General features: G+C 67.0%; 9 protein-coding genes (1 of these 9 running past the window's edge). 8 read left to right on the top strand and 1 reads right to left on the bottom strand.

Features of this window, described 5'->3' with window-relative positions:
* Nucleotides 1-270 precede the first annotated feature (270 nt).
* Nucleotides 271-3,234 (bottom strand): TonB-dependent receptor, encoded by a 2,964-nt coding sequence (locus J0A91_RS16530; RefSeq protein WP_069205813.1) that lies wholly within the window; start codon nucleotides 3,232-3,234, stop codon nucleotides 271-273.
* Nucleotides 3,235-3,758: 524 nt separating this feature from the next.
* Here J0A91_RS16530 and J0A91_RS16525 point away from each other — a divergent pair.
* The 8 genes from J0A91_RS16525 to J0A91_RS16490 form a co-directional block, all read left to right on the top strand.
* On the top strand, nucleotides 3,759-4,091 hold the full coding sequence (locus J0A91_RS16525; RefSeq protein ID WP_069205812.1) for a hypothetical protein: 333 nt from the start codon (nucleotides 3,759-3,761) through the stop codon (nucleotides 4,089-4,091).
* A gap of 7 nt (nucleotides 4,092-4,098) precedes the next feature.
* The gene (locus J0A91_RS16520) at nucleotides 4,099-4,794 is read left to right on the top strand and encodes a cellulose synthase operon protein YhjQ/BcsQ (protein ID WP_069205811.1); all 696 of its coding nucleotides are present in this window, start codon (nucleotides 4,099-4,101) and stop codon (nucleotides 4,792-4,794) included.
* Entirely contained in the window at nucleotides 4,791-9,176 is a 4,386-nt protein-coding gene (bcsA, locus tag J0A91_RS16515; RefSeq protein ID WP_083224732.1) for a UDP-forming cellulose synthase catalytic subunit, read from the top strand. The genes J0A91_RS16520 and bcsA overlap by 4 nt, the downstream gene beginning before the upstream one ends.
* 5 nt (nucleotides 9,177-9,181) lie before the next feature.
* A complete protein-coding gene (locus J0A91_RS16510; protein WP_069205810.1) occupies nucleotides 9,182-12,451 on the top strand; it encodes a cellulose biosynthesis protein BcsC in 3,270 nt (1,089 codons plus the stop codon).
* A gap of 7 nt (nucleotides 12,452-12,458) precedes the next feature.
* Nucleotides 12,459-12,896: a cellulose biosynthesis protein BcsD gene (gene bcsD, locus J0A91_RS16505; RefSeq protein ID WP_069205809.1), complete on the top strand. Its 438-nt coding sequence runs from the start codon at nucleotides 12,459-12,461 to the stop codon at nucleotides 12,894-12,896.
* Between the two features lie 2 nt (nucleotides 12,897-12,898).
* The gene (locus J0A91_RS16500; RefSeq protein ID WP_069207416.1) at nucleotides 12,899-13,912 is read left to right on the top strand and encodes a family 8 glycosyl hydrolase; all 1,014 of its coding nucleotides are present in this window, start codon (nucleotides 12,899-12,901) and stop codon (nucleotides 13,910-13,912) included.
* A gap of 85 nt (nucleotides 13,913-13,997) precedes the next feature.
* A complete protein-coding gene (locus tag J0A91_RS16495) occupies nucleotides 13,998-14,489 on the top strand; it encodes a hypothetical protein (RefSeq protein WP_069205808.1) in 492 nt (163 codons plus the stop codon).
* A gap of 160 nt (nucleotides 14,490-14,649) precedes the next feature.
* Nucleotides 14,650-14,785, top strand: the 5' portion of a protein-coding gene (locus J0A91_RS16490) for a hypothetical protein (protein ID WP_069205807.1). Its footprint extends 2,210 nt past the window's final position; only the first 136 of its 2,346 coding nucleotides appear in the window; its start codon is at nucleotides 14,650-14,652; the stop codon falls past the right edge of the window.

The raw sequence follows: 14,785 nt of genomic DNA, 5'->3' as shown, positions 1-14,785 counted from the left end.
TGTCTCGCCTGGGTTTTGATGGAAGGATGGAGGGGGTGGGGTGCCCCCTCCAGTGGGGAGATGAGGTTGGGGTGGCCCGTTCGTGCTGAGTAGAGATCAAGTAGCCCGTAGGGCGTGTCGAGAGCTCGTATCGAAGCACCCGTTTCGCCAGGGGCCTGTCCTTCGATACACTCCCTCGATACGCCGTGCGGGCTACTCGGCAGTTACTCAGGACGAACGGAGTATTAGGATAGTGAGTACGGAAGACGTTTTAAGGAAAATCATCGTGCCTCAGAATTTCACCCCCACGCCAAAGTAGATCTGTCGCCCCGTGTGGGTGTTGATGAACGGGCTGTTGCGATCCGTGCCCTGATATTGATCAACCGCCGCATCGGTGAGGTTAAGGCCCTGCATCGTGATCTTGAGGTAGTCGTTGACCTGATAGGACAGATTGGCGTCGATCGTGGTGATCTTGCTCTGCCCGTTGACGTCGTTGCCGGTGTTGCCGCCGGGCACGCTGACGAGGAAGCCGCCGCGATAGGCGATCGAGCCGCGGATCGAGAATTTGCCGTCGTCGAAATAGGCGGTGGCGTTGGCGGCGTTCTTCGAGAGGCCGACCAGGGCTGCGGTGGTGGTGAGGATCGGTACGCCGTTCGCGCTGGTCAGGACGTAATTGATCTTCGAGGTGACGTGCGTGTAGTTCGCCAGCACCCCGAAATGGTTGAGCCATTCGGGCAGGAAATTGAGCGGCAGGGCCGTCTGGGCGTTGATCTCGAAGCCCTTGAGCGGCCCGCCCGGCGTGTTGAACGGGCGGCGCGAGGTGAAGATGTCGGTGGGCGCGGTGGTCGAATTGGCGAGCAGCACGGGATCGAGCCCGAGCTGGTTGAACGGCAGATCCTCCTGCAAGGTCTGAATGTAGGTGCTGATCTTCTTGTAGAAATAGGCGACCGACAGCAGGGAGTCGCGGGTCGGATACCATTCCACGGCGAGATCGAGCGTTTTGGCCTTGATCGGATCGAGATTGGGATTGCCGACCGTCACGCTGCGCGCGCCGGTGACGGTGATCGACCCGCCGGGGGTGAGATTGCCGAGATCCGGCCGGGCGATCACCTGCGACGCGCCGAGGCGGAAGATCACCGTGTTGACCGGCGAATAGGCGAGGTTGAGCGAGGGCAGCCAATTGTCATAGGTGCGTTTCGCGGTGACCAGCACCGGTGCAGTGCCGACGAGCTGATAGCCGTTCGACGACTGCGAGGTCTGCACGTAGCGGACGCCGATGTCGCCGCGCAGCGGGAAGCCGAACAGGCGATCGCCGTCGAACTCGACCTGCCCGTAGCCGGCCTTGTCATCCTCGGTGACGCTGCGGATATTGCCGCGCGCGCTGGTGTTCTCGACCCCGTTCTGCGCGAAGGTGCCTGTATTCGAGAAGATGTCGAACACCTTGACGAACTTGTCGAGATCGGGCGTGACCCACGATGTCGGCGTCGGTGAGGGGACTTTGAAGCCCTGGCCGAAGCCGGTCAGCACGCGGGTGAGATCGGCGACGGTGGTGCCCGCCGGCAGCGCGGGCACGAGCAGCGAGTTGACCGCGCGCCCGGTGGCGGAGGATTTGAACTCGAAGCGCTTGTACGAGCCGCCGATCTTGAGATTGAGGCCGTCGAGCAGCTTCATGTTGCTCTGGAGGCTCGCGTTCTTGAAGGTGTTGATCGAGCTGCTGGTGCTCAGCCGGATTTCCGACGTGTTGTTGATGAAGCCGAAATTGGCGGGATTGGTGACATCGAACCCGTAGTTGAGGATCGGGTGGCGGCTGTCCTGCCGATAATCCCAGCTATAATTCTGGCTGTTGGGGCGATCGATCGTCAGCGTCGTGTCGATCGGCACTTCGAGATCGGATTTCGAATAGCCGATCGCGCCGGTGAGCGTCCACCAGCTTGCCAGATCCTGTCTGCCGTTGAGCGTATATTGCTGGAACTTGGTGGTGAAATCGGTGAAGCGCGTTTCCGAGCGGATATCGACATTGTCGAACACGCCGTAGACGAGATCGCCCGCGCCGTTGACCTCGGCCTGACGCACCGCCGTCTGCGGCTTGCCGTTGTTCGAGAGCGCGCGGCTGAACGAGAAGGCTTCGATGAAATTCTCTTCGCGGGTGGCGTGATAGTTGGAATAGAGCGCGTCGAAGGTGAGCAGGGTGTGGCTGCTCGGCTGCCACTGGATCGAGCCGGTCAGCCCGAGCCGCTTCTGATCATGCGTGAGCCGGCCGTAGCGCGGCAGGCGGGGAGCGTGGACGGCCGTGCCGCCCCCGGCGTTGACGGTGTTGTAGGCGGCGACGTTTTCGGGAGTGTTGGCGGGGCGGGCGACGCCGGTCGAGCAGGCGGTGGCGGTGGTGCCGTTGGCGCCGGAGAGCGGCGGGTTGGTGGGCGCATAACCGACCGGCGCGCAATAGCCGCCGTTCGTGTTGGTGGTGTCGAACCCGACGGTGCCGGCGCCATCCTCATATTTGCGGCTGCGCGAATAGGCCGCCGAAACGAGCACGCCGACCGTGTCATCGAACAGCTTAGTGGTGAACAGCGCGGCGAGGCGCGGATCGACCGCCTTGCGCAGATCGTTGTAATTGCCCTGCACCGAGGCGGCGAAGGTAGTCTTCTTGTAATCGAGCGGGTGCGCGGTCTGGAGATCGACCGTCGCGCCGAGCGAGCCTTCGTCGATCTCGGCGGATTGCGTCTTGCGCACCGTGATCGAGCTGAACAGTTCCGAGGCGAAGACGTTGAAATCGAAGCCGCGGCCACGATTGGCGCCGCCCGAGCTGTCGGTCGAGGTGGTGGTGCTGAGCGCTTCCATGCCGTTGATGCGGATTCGCGTGAACTGCGCGCCGAGCCCGCGCACGGTGATGCTGCGGCCCTCGCCGGCATCGCGCCCGATCGACACGCCGGGGACGCGCTGGATCGATTCCGCGAGGTTGTTGTCGGGGAATTTGGCGATGTCCTCCGCCTTGATGACGTCGATCGCGCCGATCGACTCGCGCTTGGCATTGATCGCCGAGGCCAAGCTGGCGCGGAAGCCGGTGACGATGATGTCTTCGGTCGGGGTGTCGCCGGGTTGCGCGGTGACGGTCTGGCTGCCGGCCTCGACGGTGGCGGGGGCGGGTGCCGACGGGGTGGTGCCGGGGCCGGGCGGCGCCGTCTGTGCGGCGGCGGTGCCGGCCGCGAGCGCGAGGACGGACGAGCAAAGCGCCAGCCTGGTGATCTGAGATGTCATCGCGGTTTCCCCTCCTGTGGGTGCTTCGCCGTGGTCGATGGGCTCGACGTCTGTCCGGCGTTCTGAATGGTGTGTTCGGGTCAGATGGTGTGGCGCGGGCTTCTTGGGTGAACGGTGTCATCGGCGCTGACGGTCGCGGCGGGCGGGCTGTTTTCGAGCGGCATCTTCACGATATGTCCCCTTCCTCATCGCGGCGATCGTCGGTGGAGACATGCAGATGTCGCGGGCGGCGCTGCGAAGCCGCGTTGAACCCCTGTGCATCCTCATCCGAACGATCGCGGCGGTTGCGTCGTTTTTGCTGTTGTGGGTGTTAGATTTCATATTTTGGCACCGGTGTCATCAACTTTTTTGCGGAGCCGGGACGGCGGGCGGCGGGGCGCGTTCGCGGGAGTTGGCGGCGGAATATCCGGTCGTTGCGAATGGTTTTTTGATGATATTTCCGATTGTTGGGGAATCTCCATCCTTCGTTAACCAAGGTATGGTGTGTATGAGGTGCCGGAGAACACCGAGCAGGGGGGCATGACATGACCGATGATGTGCGTAGATTGCTCGACCAGCTCGGTCAGCCTGACCTCGAATATCGGGTGTTCTCGGAAAAAACGGAGACGCCGGGCTACTGGCCGATCTTCCGGCTGATCCATGCCAATCCCGCGCTGGCGCGCCTGCCCGGCGCGCAGCGACGGTCGCCGGCCGCGGATCGCGCCGCGCCTGCGCAGGAGTGGTCCGGCGCCGATCGCCGCGTCGGTGGCCCCGGCAAATTGTTCCGCCGCTATGGCGAGGCGCAGGCGCCCGTCGCGCCCGCGCCCGAGGAACCAACCGACGACATTCGCGGCCTGCTTCGCCGCCTTTCGGAGTAGAGCGGCGATGATCCTGCTTTTCCAGTCCCCCAAGGGCGGCGTCGGCACATCGACCGTCGCCGCCAATATCGCGCTGGTCCTCGCCGAGCGCGGCGTTTCGGTGACCGCGATCGATCTGACCGGGCAGGGCGCGCTGGCGCTGTGCCTGGGCGACGGGTCCGGCGCGGTCGGGCAGATCGATGGCGGGGCGACGGTGGTGATCGCCGGAGTCCACATGGTTTCGCCCGGGTCAGACCGGTCGCCCGCCGAGATCCTGGCGACGATCGAATCGCATGATGGCGAGGACAGTGTGGTGGTCGTCGATGTCGCCGCGGGCGACCGGCGGACGCTCGACCTGCTGCTGCCGGCCGCCGCGCTGCGGCTGTGCGTGCTGACGCCGGACCCGGCGACGCTGGCGGCGCTGCCGCTTGTGTACCGCGATGCGCAGCCGACGCGCGACGACCGGACGTTCTTCCTGCTCAACCGAGTCGACGACCGGTTGCGGCTCGGCCGCGACATTGCGGCGATGCTGCGCGGTCTGCTCGGCGATCGCCTGTTTGGTACGATCCGGCGCGATGAGGCGGTCGGCGAGGCGCTCGCGATGATGGAGACGCTGGCGAGCTTCGCACCGGCGAGCGCCGCACTCGGCGACTTCCGCGCCGTCGCCGAACGGCTGGTCGCCGACCGCGACGATGCCACGCAGCCCCAGCGCGGTATCGCATGAACACTGCCGCTGTCGCCGCGCCGGACGCGATCCCCAGCGCCGGGTTACCGCGCGGTGTTGCATGGCTGATCGCGATCGTCGCGGCGCCGATCGTGATCTGTGCGGTCGTGGTGCCGCTCGACCTGCGCGAGCAATGGATGTTCGCGCTCGCCATGATCGCGGCGGTGCTCGTCATCAACCGTATCAAGGGTCGGCAGATGACGCTGGCGATCTGCCTGATCTCGGCGCTGGTCTCGACTCGCTATATGTGGTGGCGGACCACCGCGACGCTGGAGTTCGGAACGCCTTTCGAGTTCGCTCTCGGACTGCCGCTGTATATCGCCGAACTCTACGCCTGGCTGATCCTGATCCTCGGTCTGGTCCAGACCGGCTTCCCGCTCGACCGCCCGCTGGTGGCGTTGAAGGGCGAGCCGCGCCGGTTCCCGAGCGTGGACGTGTACGTCCCGACCTATAACGAGAGCCTCAGCATCGTGCGGACCACGGTGTTCGCGGCGATGGCGATGGATTATCCGCCCGACCGGTTCCGCGTGTTCATCCTCGACGATGGCCGCCGCCCCGAATTCCGCGACTTCGCACGCGAGGCCGGCTGCGGGTATCTGACCCGATCGGACAACCTGCACGCCAAGGCGGGCAATCTCAACGCCGCGATGAAGCGCACCGACGGCGACCTGATCTGCGTGTTCGACTGCGATCACGTGCCGACCCGCGCGTTCCTTCAGGTCACGGTCGGCTGGTTCCAGCAAGACCCCAAGCTCGCCGTGCTCCAGACGCCGCACCATTTCTACTCGCCCGATCCGGTTCAGCGCAACGTGACCGCGGTCGGCGACATGCCGGGTGAGGGCGAATTGTTCTACGGCGCGGTGCAGAGCGGCAACGACCTGTGGAACGCGACCTTCTTCTGCGGATCGTGCGCGATCATTCGCCGCGAGGCGCTCGAACAGACCAACGGCTTCGCGGGCGAGACCGTGACCGAGGACGCGCATACCGCGCTCAAGCTGCAACGGATGGGCTGGAACACCGCCTATATCAACGCGCGGCTTTCCGCCGGCCTGGCCACCGAGCGGCTGGTGCTGCACATCGGCCAGCGCATCCGCTGGGCGCGCGGCATGACGCAGATCTTCCGCATCGACAACCCGATGCTCGGGCGCGGGCTGAACCTGCCGCAGCGGCTTTGTTACCTGAACGCGATGCTGCACTTCCAGTTTCCGCTGCCGCGCATCATCTTCCTAACCTCGCCGCTCGCCTATCTGATCGCCGGGCAGAACGTGATTCACGCATCGGCGGCGATGATCTTCGCCTATGCGGTGCCGCATCTGTTCACCTCGACCAAGTCGAGCGAGCGCCTCCAAGGTTCCGAGCGGCGGCCGTTCTGGGGCGAGATCTACGAGACCCTGCTCGCCTTCCACCTCGCCAAGCCGACGGTGCTGACGCTGTTCAACCCCCACAAGGGCAAGTTCAACGTCACCGACAAGGGCGCGACGCTGGAGAAGGGGTTCTTCGATTACCAGACGCTGCGCCCGCACATGATCTGCGCGGGGCTGTTGATCCTGGGCATCGCGATCGGCTTCGTGAAGCTGATGTTCCCGCAGACCTTCAACGTGCAACTCGGCACGCTGCTGCTCAATACGGCGTGGACGATGTTCAACCTGCTGATCCTCGTCTCGGCGATTTCGGTCGGCCGCGAGACGCGGCAGACGCGCGACGCGGTGCGGTTCGAAGCGGCGCTCCCGGTGTCGCTCTATCTCGACGATGGCTATGTCGTCGATGCGACCACCATCAACGTATCGATGAGCGGCCTCGCCATTCGCGCGCCGGAACGCTTCGACGTGACCGGGCGGACCGTGACCGACGTCGGATTCCAGATCGGGCAGCGTGCCTTCACGGTGCCGGTCGAGACGATCAAGGTCGCAGGCGGGATTGCGCGCGTGCGCTTTCCCGCGCTGGCGATCGACGAGGAACGCCGCCTGTCCGAAGCGCTGATGGGCCGCGCCGACGCCTGGCAACACACCACCCGGCACAAGACCGAAACGAGTTTCGAATCGATGAAGGATATCGCGAGAATTTCCGCCTCCACGCTGGTCGCAGGTGGCGGATCGGTACGCAATCCCCGCCAGCTCGTCAGCGCGATCACCTCCGTGATGATAACCATGTTCCTGATCGCGCTGGCGCTCGGCATCCTCGGCGGCGTGGCCAACGCGGCGAGCATGCCGGTGCAGGCGCAGGCCGCTGCGGCCGCCGCCGAAGTTGCCGAGGCGCCGGGCAGCCATGCGTTGCACTTCACGCTCAAGGACTTGCGCGTCCAGAGCCGAATTCGCTTGCAGGGCACGCAAGGCGAAGTCGGTATTCCGTTCGGCCTGCGCCACGACGAGGTGGTTTCCACCGCGCAATTGACGCTCAACTTCGCCTATTCGCCGGCGCTGCTGGGTGATCTCAGCCAGCTCGTCGTGCTGGTGAACGGCGAAGTGGTACGCAGCATCGCGCTGCCGACCGAAACCGCGAACGGCATCGCCATCACCATCCCGATCGAGCCGGCGCTGTTCACCGCCGGCGACAACCAGATCAACCTGCGCCTCGTCGGCCATTATGCGCGCGATTGCGAAGACCCGCTCAACAGCACGTTGTGGGCGAACATCAGCAACACGCGATCGGCACTCGACCTGACCGTGCAGAAACTGCCGGCGCGGCGCGATCTGTCGATGTTGCCCGCGCCGCTGTTCGACCGGTCGCAGACTCAGGCGCTCAAGCTTCCGTTCGTCTTCGCCGGATCGCCGACCAACGCCGAACTCCAGTCCGCAGCCGCGATCGCCGGGTGGCTGGGCGCCGAGGCGAGCTATCGCAGCTTCCAGTTCAAGCCGGTGGCGGGCACGCTGCCGGTGGGCAATGCGGTGGTGTTCCTGACGCCGAACCGCGGCGTTCCGGGCATCGCCATGCCGCAGATCGACGGGCCGACACTCGCCATCGTCGCCAATCCGCGCGACCCGTTCGGATCACTGCTGCTGGTGATGGGCCGCGACGACCGTGAATTGAAGCTCGCCGCCAATGTCGCGGCGACCGGCGGCGGCGCGCTGAGCGGCGCGTCCGCGTCGGTCAGCGGCGCGCGCGTGCCCGTGACCGACCGCTACGGCGCGCCGCGCTGGCTGCGCACCGACCGCGCCGTGCAGCTTGGTGAGATCGTCCGGCCGCACAGCCTGCAAGGGCAGGGGCTGCCGCCGGGGCCGCTCACCGCCGATTTCCGGCTCGCGCCCGATCTGTTCTACTGGCCGCGCACCGGCGCACGGCTCAACATCGGCTATACCTATCCGGTCGCACCGTGGCTCGACCGCCAGCGCTCGCGGCTCGATCTGTCGCTCAACGGCCAATATCTCAAGACCTTCCGGCTCGCCGAGGCGAACTGGTGGGGGCGGATGTGGGGCGCGGGCGGCACGACATCGCGGCACGACACGGGTAACGCCATCCTGCCGGGCTATGCGCTGTTCGGGCAGAACCAGATCTCGCTCTATTACGACCTTCAGGTCGCCGACAAGAAGCGCTGCTCGGGCACGTTGCCGACCAATGTTCAGGTCGGCATCGATCCGACCAGCACGATCGACCTGACCGGCGTGCAGCACGCGGCGCTGATGCCGAACCTCGCGCTGTTCGCCGGCGCGGGCTTCCCGTTCACGCGCACGCCCGATCTCGGCGAGACCGTCGTCGTGATGCCGGCCAGCCCGACCGCGAGCGAGGTCGAGACGTTCCTCGCGCTGATGGGCCGGTTCGGCGACGCCACCGGAGTCGCGCCGACGCGGCTGACGGTGGTACGCAGCATCGACGGCGATGACCTGAGCGGGCACGACATCCTCGTCATCGGCAGCCCGGCGCGGCTGAACGTCGGCAATCTGTTCGAAGGTGCGCCGGTGCATTGGAGCGGCGGCCGTATCGAAGTGGCGCAGCGTTCGGCGATCAGCCGCGCGTGGGACTATTTCAGCCCCTATGCCGAGGCGATGCCGGCCAACGTCGATCAGGCGCTGCTCTCCACCAGTGGCTTCCAGGGTGTGACCAGCTTCCACTCGCCGTTCGACCCCGACCACAGCGTCGTCGCGGTGCTGGCGACCCAACCCGATGCGCTGCCCGACCTCGTCAACGGCCTCGCCGATCGTGACATCAACGCGCAGATGCAGGGCGATCTCGCCTTGTTCAGCGGCGACCGGATCGCGAGCTTCCGCGTCGGCGGCGTATATTGGAGCGGCGTGCTGCCGTGGTGGCTGCGCATCGGCTTCTGGCTGAGCCAGCACCCGATGCTGCTCGCGCTCTCCGGCGTGTTGGCGGCGCTGCTGCTGTCGCTGCCGCTCTATCTGATCCTGAAGGCGCAGAAGCGCCGCCGGCTCGCCGGCATCAAGGAGTGACCGTAATGGCTTCGCGTACTGTTCTGAAGATCGCGTTGTGCATGGCGATCGCCGCGAACGCGGCGCCCGTCCAGGCCGCCCCGTCGGCGATCGACACGTTGCTCAGCCAGGCGCGCTATTGGAACGCCAAGGGGCGTGGCGATCTTGCCCGCAACGCGCTGAACCGCGTGCTGGCGATTGACCCGAGCAACGCGGAGGCGCGCGCGGCGCTCTCGCGCCCGGGCCCGCCGAAAGCGCCCGCCAAGCCGGTTGCGAAGCCGGTTGCGACGCCGGCGGCTGCCGCACCGGCGCCTGCGCGGGCCGCACAGGCGCCGGTGCGGGCAAAGCCGAGGGACGGCGGTGGCGATGCGCGTGCGGCCGGTTTCGCCGCGCTCAACAGTGGCAAGCTCGATGTGGCGGCGGCGCGGTTCGCGGCGGCGCTCAAGGCGCAGCCGGCGGACCGCGATGCGCTCGGCGGGCTGGGGCTGGTGCGTTTGCGCACCAAGAAGTTTGCCGAGGCGCGCGACCTGCTCACCCGCGCATCGGCGGGCGGCAATGCGGGCAAGTGGGCGACGGCGCTGGCGGCGGCGCAATTCTACGGCGACATGGACGACGCGCGGGCGGCGCTGAAGGCGGGGCAGGTCGATCAGGCCGAGCAGATCGCGCGGCGGCTGGCGACGTCCGACTTCAAGGATCGTGACAGCGCCAACCTGCTGCTCGGCGAGATCCTCTCGCGTCAGGGGCGCAATGGCGAGGCCGCCACGGCCTATGCGCAGGCGGGCGCGGCGGGGGCGTCGAGCAGCGGTGCGCTTCGCGCCCAGGCGGCGCGCGCACAGGCGCAGCAGCTTGCCGCGACGGGCGATCTGACCGGCGCGGTGCAGGCGTTCCAGACGGCGGTCGCGGCCGATCCGTCCGATCCGTGGGTCCGTTATCAATATGCGATCTTCCTCGCCGATCAGGGACATCAGGGTGACGCGGCGGCGGTGATCGCGCCGCTCTCCTCGATGAACACGGCCGAGGCGTTGTACGCGGGTGCGTTGTTCTTCGATCATGTCGGTTCGCCGATGACGGCGGCGGCGCGGATGGCGCAGATTCCGGCCGAGCAGATGACGCCGGAAATGCGCCAGTTCGCGATCACGATGAAGATGGGCCAGGCGATCGACCGCATCAAGACGTTGCAGGCGCAGGGCAATATCGGCGGCGCGCTGGCGGGTGCGCGTGCGCTCGCCGCCGGGCCGCAGGTATCGGTGCGGACGTTGGGCGCGGTCGCCGATCTGCTGATGTCGATGGGTGACGAAGCGGGCGCGCAGGCGCTGGCGCAGCGTGCCGCGGCGATGCCGCTGGCGGAGCCGAGCGACTATCAATCGGTGGTGGGCGTGCTCGCGCGCAGCGGGCAGGAGATCGAGGCGACGACGCTGATCGCGCGATTTGGCAATTCGGGCGACAGCGGTGCGGTGTCGCGGCTCAATGCGGTGCTGGCCGCCAATCAGGCGGACCGGATGCGGCTGGCCGGGCAGAATGCAGCGGCGTTCGACGTGCTGCGGACCGCCTATGCGACCGCGCCGCAGGACCATGATATCCTCGGCGCGCTCGCCCGTTTGTACCAGAACGGCGGGATGCCGGGGCAGGCGCAGCAGGTCTATGCGATGCTGATCGCGCAGAAGGCCGACGATGTCGGCGCGCTCTCAGGCTTTGCCGAAGCGGCGGCGGCGGCGCGCGATTATGACGGGGCGGAACAGGCGATCGAGCGCGCGCTGACGATCGCGCCACGCAATGCCGACGTCTATCTGTCGGCGGCGCGAGTCGAGCAGGCGCGCGGGCACAAGGGCGCGGCGCTCAAATATCTCAAGCAGGCGCGCGCGCTGAGCGGCGGCGAGGCCGGGCTGGCGGCCGGCGCGCCGTTCGAAGGCGGCAACCCCTTCGCCAATGCCAGCGGCAATCCGTTCGCTGGCGGGATGGCGGCGGCCCCGGCCAATCCGTTCGCGCTGTCCGCGCGACCGAGCGGCATCGGCGGTGGTAACCGGTTCACGCCGGTCGGTGCGCCGTTGCCGCCGATGGGTGGCGGCGGCGGGTTCGGTGCGGCCAATCCGTTCGGGCAGTCCTCGGCCGCACGCGCGGGCGCGTCCGCCGACCCGACGCTGGCGCGGATCGATCGCGAGATCTCCGCGCTGGCCGGTGAGGCCGGGCCGACGCTGGACGCGAGCACCAGCTACCGCAACCGATCGGGCGAGGCAGGGCTGAGCAAGCTCAACCAGATCGGCGCGACCGTGACGGCTGCCGCGCATATCGGCAACGCCAAGGTCAGCGTTTCGGCTTCGCCGGTCGTGCTCGACGCGGGCAACATGACCCGCTCCGGCCTAGCACGCTTCGGCACCAACCCGACCGCCGAGGCGACCGGCATCGTCGACAAGGCCGTCTCGCAGCTCACGCCCGCCAATTCGCAGCATGATGCCGGCGTCGCCGCGTCGATCGCGCTCACGGTGGGCGCGCTCAAGGCGGATGTCGGCGCAACGCCGATGGGCTTCCAGAAGACCAACGTCGAGGGCGGCGCGAGCTTCACGCCCAAGCTGGGCGACCATGTCACCGTCGGCATCCACGGCGAGCGTCGCGCGGTGACCGACAGCCTGCTCTCCTATGCCGGCACGATCGATCCGGTCAGCGGCCTGCCGTGGGGATCGGTGATGCGCAGCGGCGGCGGCGGATCCTTCTCCTTCGACAACAACGGCAGCGGCATCTACGCGGATGGCGGCTACCATCGCTACGACGGCGTCAACGTGCGGTCCAACCGTGCGTTCGAAGGGAATATCGGCGGCTATATCAACATCTACCGGCAGGGCACGACGAGCGTGACCGGGGGCGCCAACCTCAATTACCAGACGTTCGACAACAACCAGAACTACTTCTCCTACGGGCATGGCGGCTATTTCAGCCCGCAGAGCTTCGTCGCGGTCGCCTTCCCGCTGCATTACCGCACCGAGAAGGGCAATTGGAAAGCCGGCGCGGATTTCTCGCCGGGGTTCCAGAGCTACCAGCAGGACGCGGTGCCGGTGTATCCGACGCTGCCCGCCGCGCAGGCGCAACTCGATGCGCAGAAGATCAAGAACACTGACGTGCGCTCCAGCTACGACAGCCTGAGCAAGAGCGGCTTCGCCTTCGCGGGGTCCGCCTCGGGTTCCTACCGGGTCGGCGCGGCGACCGAGATCGGCGGCGAGGTGAAGTATAACAGCTTTGGCGTCTACAACGAGTTTCAGACGTTGTTGAGCATCCGCCAATCGCTGAGCGGCTCCGGAAAATGAGGGCATGATGGACCATTCGACCCCGCGCGCGCCCACCAACGTGACCAGCCTTCTGCTCGAATTGCTGCTGACGGAAGTGCGCGAGACCGCGCAGCCCGACGAGGAACTCGCCTTCCACCATTCGATCGGCTTCCAACTGGCGGCGCGCTATCCGTTGCAGCCCACCGGCAACCTCGAAGCGGTCGAAGCCGAACTGAACGACGTGTTCCAGCCGCTCGGGCTGGGGACGGTGCGGCTGTCGGTAGCGAAGGATGGTATCCATATCCGCCACCGCCTGCTTCCGGTCGACGGGCTTGAGCAGGAGGGCACGTGGCGGGCGGTGCTGCCGCGCGTCCTGCAAGGTGCCTATGATGCGTGGCTGCGGTCGCTGGGCAGCGGCCCCAAACTGCACACGACGATCGTGTCGAACGACGGCTTCACCTTCGAATTCCGGCACGGAGCATGACCATGCCACAGGATCGTCGCAGCTTCATCGGCGGGTTGGTGCTGGCAGGTTTGTTGCCGGGCGGATGCGCCGCCGCCAGCCCGCCGCCGCCGCCCCGCGTCGGCGGACCGTGGGCCGCCTTTTCGGCGCGGTTCCTCTCGCCTGACGGGCGGATCGTCGACACCGGCAATGGCGGCATCAGCCATAGCGAAGGGCAGGGCTATGGCATGTTGCTCGCCGAGGCGGCCGGCGACAGGGCCGGGTTCGACCGGATGTGGACCTGGACGAGCCACGCGCTGTCGCGCACCGATGTCCGGCTGTTTTCGTGGCGGTTCGACCCTGCGGCGGCGAACCCGGTCGCCGACCCCAATGACGCGAGCGACGGCGATATCCTGATCGCCTGGGCGCTGCTGCGCGCGTCGCTTCGCTGGAAGGTGGCGGAATATGGCCTGCAATCCGCCGCGATCCGGGGTGCGATCCGCAAGCATCTGATCCGGCAGATCGGCACGCGGACGGTGCTGTTGCCGGGCATCCAGGGGTTCGAGACGCCGGGGTTGCTGACGCTCAACCCGTCCTATTACATCTGGCCCGCGCTCGACGCGTTTCTCGCCGCCGATGGCGCGGGGGCGTGGGGCGCGGTGCTGAGTGACGGGGAACGGATTCTCGCCGAAGCCCGTTTCGGCACGCACAAGCTCATCACCGACTGGATCGAGATCGATTCCGCAGGCGTGCGCCCGGCGCGCGGAAAAGCGCCGCAATTCGGCTTCGACGCGGTGCGCGTTCCGCTCTACCTCGCCTGGGGCAAGCGCCGCGCCGCGCTGGCGCCGTTCCGCGACTTCTGGAGCGACTGCCTGACGCGGCACGTGCCGATCCCCGCCTGGATCGATGTCGTCAGCGGCGCGCAGGCGCCGTATGCGCTGTCGGACGGGGGGATGGCGGTGGTCGACATCACGCTCGGCCGAAGGCCGCGGAGCGCGCGCGGGGGAGATTATTTCTCAACTGCGCTGGGCGCGCTCGCGGCGCTCGCGGCGGCCTGACCGGCATCGGCGCGTAATCGGTGGCACGTCGGCGCGGTGCATATTATGCTGCGACCGCTTGATCCGCTTGCGAGGCGATTGTTCGATGGCACGTAATGGCTGGTGGCTGGCGCTCCTCCTGCTGGCCGGCTGTGGCGGCCCACATCGCCCCCCGCCGGCGACGTTGATGTTCGGCGGCCTGCCCGTCGCCGGCAGCCTTGCCGATGCGAAACGCGCCGGCTTCGTCGATTGCCTGCAAGCCGACGGGATCAGCATGCGGTGCCGCAAGCACAGGGTGATGTTCGAGGGCACCGGGCCGTATGAAGCCGCCGTCGACCTTGCCGGGGGCGACGGCAGCGGCGGCTTCGGGCTGGTGACCTTGTGGCACGACCAGGATCAATACGCCGTCTACGCGATCACCGACGTGCTGGAAAAACAGGGCTGGGTGAGCTGCAACACCGCCACGGGCGACCACGGCGACCAGATGATCTATTCCAAGAAAGGCGCGCGTGTCAGCGTCTTCATGGATCTGAGCTATTGGGGCAAGCGCCGGGTGCGCGTGATCCCCAACTGGAACAGGCGCGAGCGGCGCTGCTGAGGGTGCCTGCGCAACCCACGGCGGTACCGATGGTTCTTGTCCGAGCATCGCACGGCGTTCCCGCCGCATTGCGGACACAGGCTGGCGGCATGACCGCGAGCGATTGACAGGTGCGGAGAACGTTTTGCGGGCTTTTCCTTTGTTATGTCTCGCCGGCCTGATGGGCCTGGCGCCAGCATCACCGGCGCAAGCTGCGACCTCCTCGTTCGATCTGATCGGGCCGCGTCTTCACGTCACGGTAACGCATGACGGCACCCAGCTTCCGTTGCAGCGCGTGCCGAACCTCGCCGAAGGCG

The organism is Sphingomonas panacis (assembly GCF_001717955.1).
Classification (GTDB): domain Bacteria; phylum Pseudomonadota; class Alphaproteobacteria; order Sphingomonadales; family Sphingomonadaceae; genus Sphingomonas; species Sphingomonas panacis.
Note: the sequence above shows the minus strand (reverse complement) of the source record. Positions and strands in the feature narration are given on the sequence as shown.

Bases quoted from the DNA above. Each gene is read 5' to 3' on its own strand.
- J0A91_RS16530 (WP_069205813.1), bottom strand. From the start codon at position 3,234: ATGACATCTCAGATCACCAGGCTGGCGCTTTGCTCGTCCGTCCTCGCG.
- J0A91_RS16525 (WP_069205812.1), top strand. From the start codon at position 3,759: ATGACCGATGATGTGCGTAGATTGCTCGACCAGCTCGGTCAGCCTGAC.
- J0A91_RS16520 (WP_069205811.1), top strand. From the start codon at position 4,099: ATGATCCTGCTTTTCCAGTCCCCCAAGGGCGGCGTCGGCACATCGACC.
- bcsA (WP_083224732.1), top strand. From the start codon at position 4,791: ATGAACACTGCCGCTGTCGCCGCGCCGGACGCGATCCCCAGCGCCGGG.
- J0A91_RS16510 (WP_069205810.1), top strand. From the start codon at position 9,182: ATGGCTTCGCGTACTGTTCTGAAGATCGCGTTGTGCATGGCGATCGCC.
- bcsD (WP_069205809.1), top strand. From the start codon at position 12,459: ATGGACCATTCGACCCCGCGCGCGCCCACCAACGTGACCAGCCTTCTG.
- J0A91_RS16500 (WP_069207416.1), top strand. From the start codon at position 12,899: ATGCCACAGGATCGTCGCAGCTTCATCGGCGGGTTGGTGCTGGCAGGT.
- J0A91_RS16495 (WP_069205808.1), top strand. From the start codon at position 13,998: ATGGCACGTAATGGCTGGTGGCTGGCGCTCCTCCTGCTGGCCGGCTGT.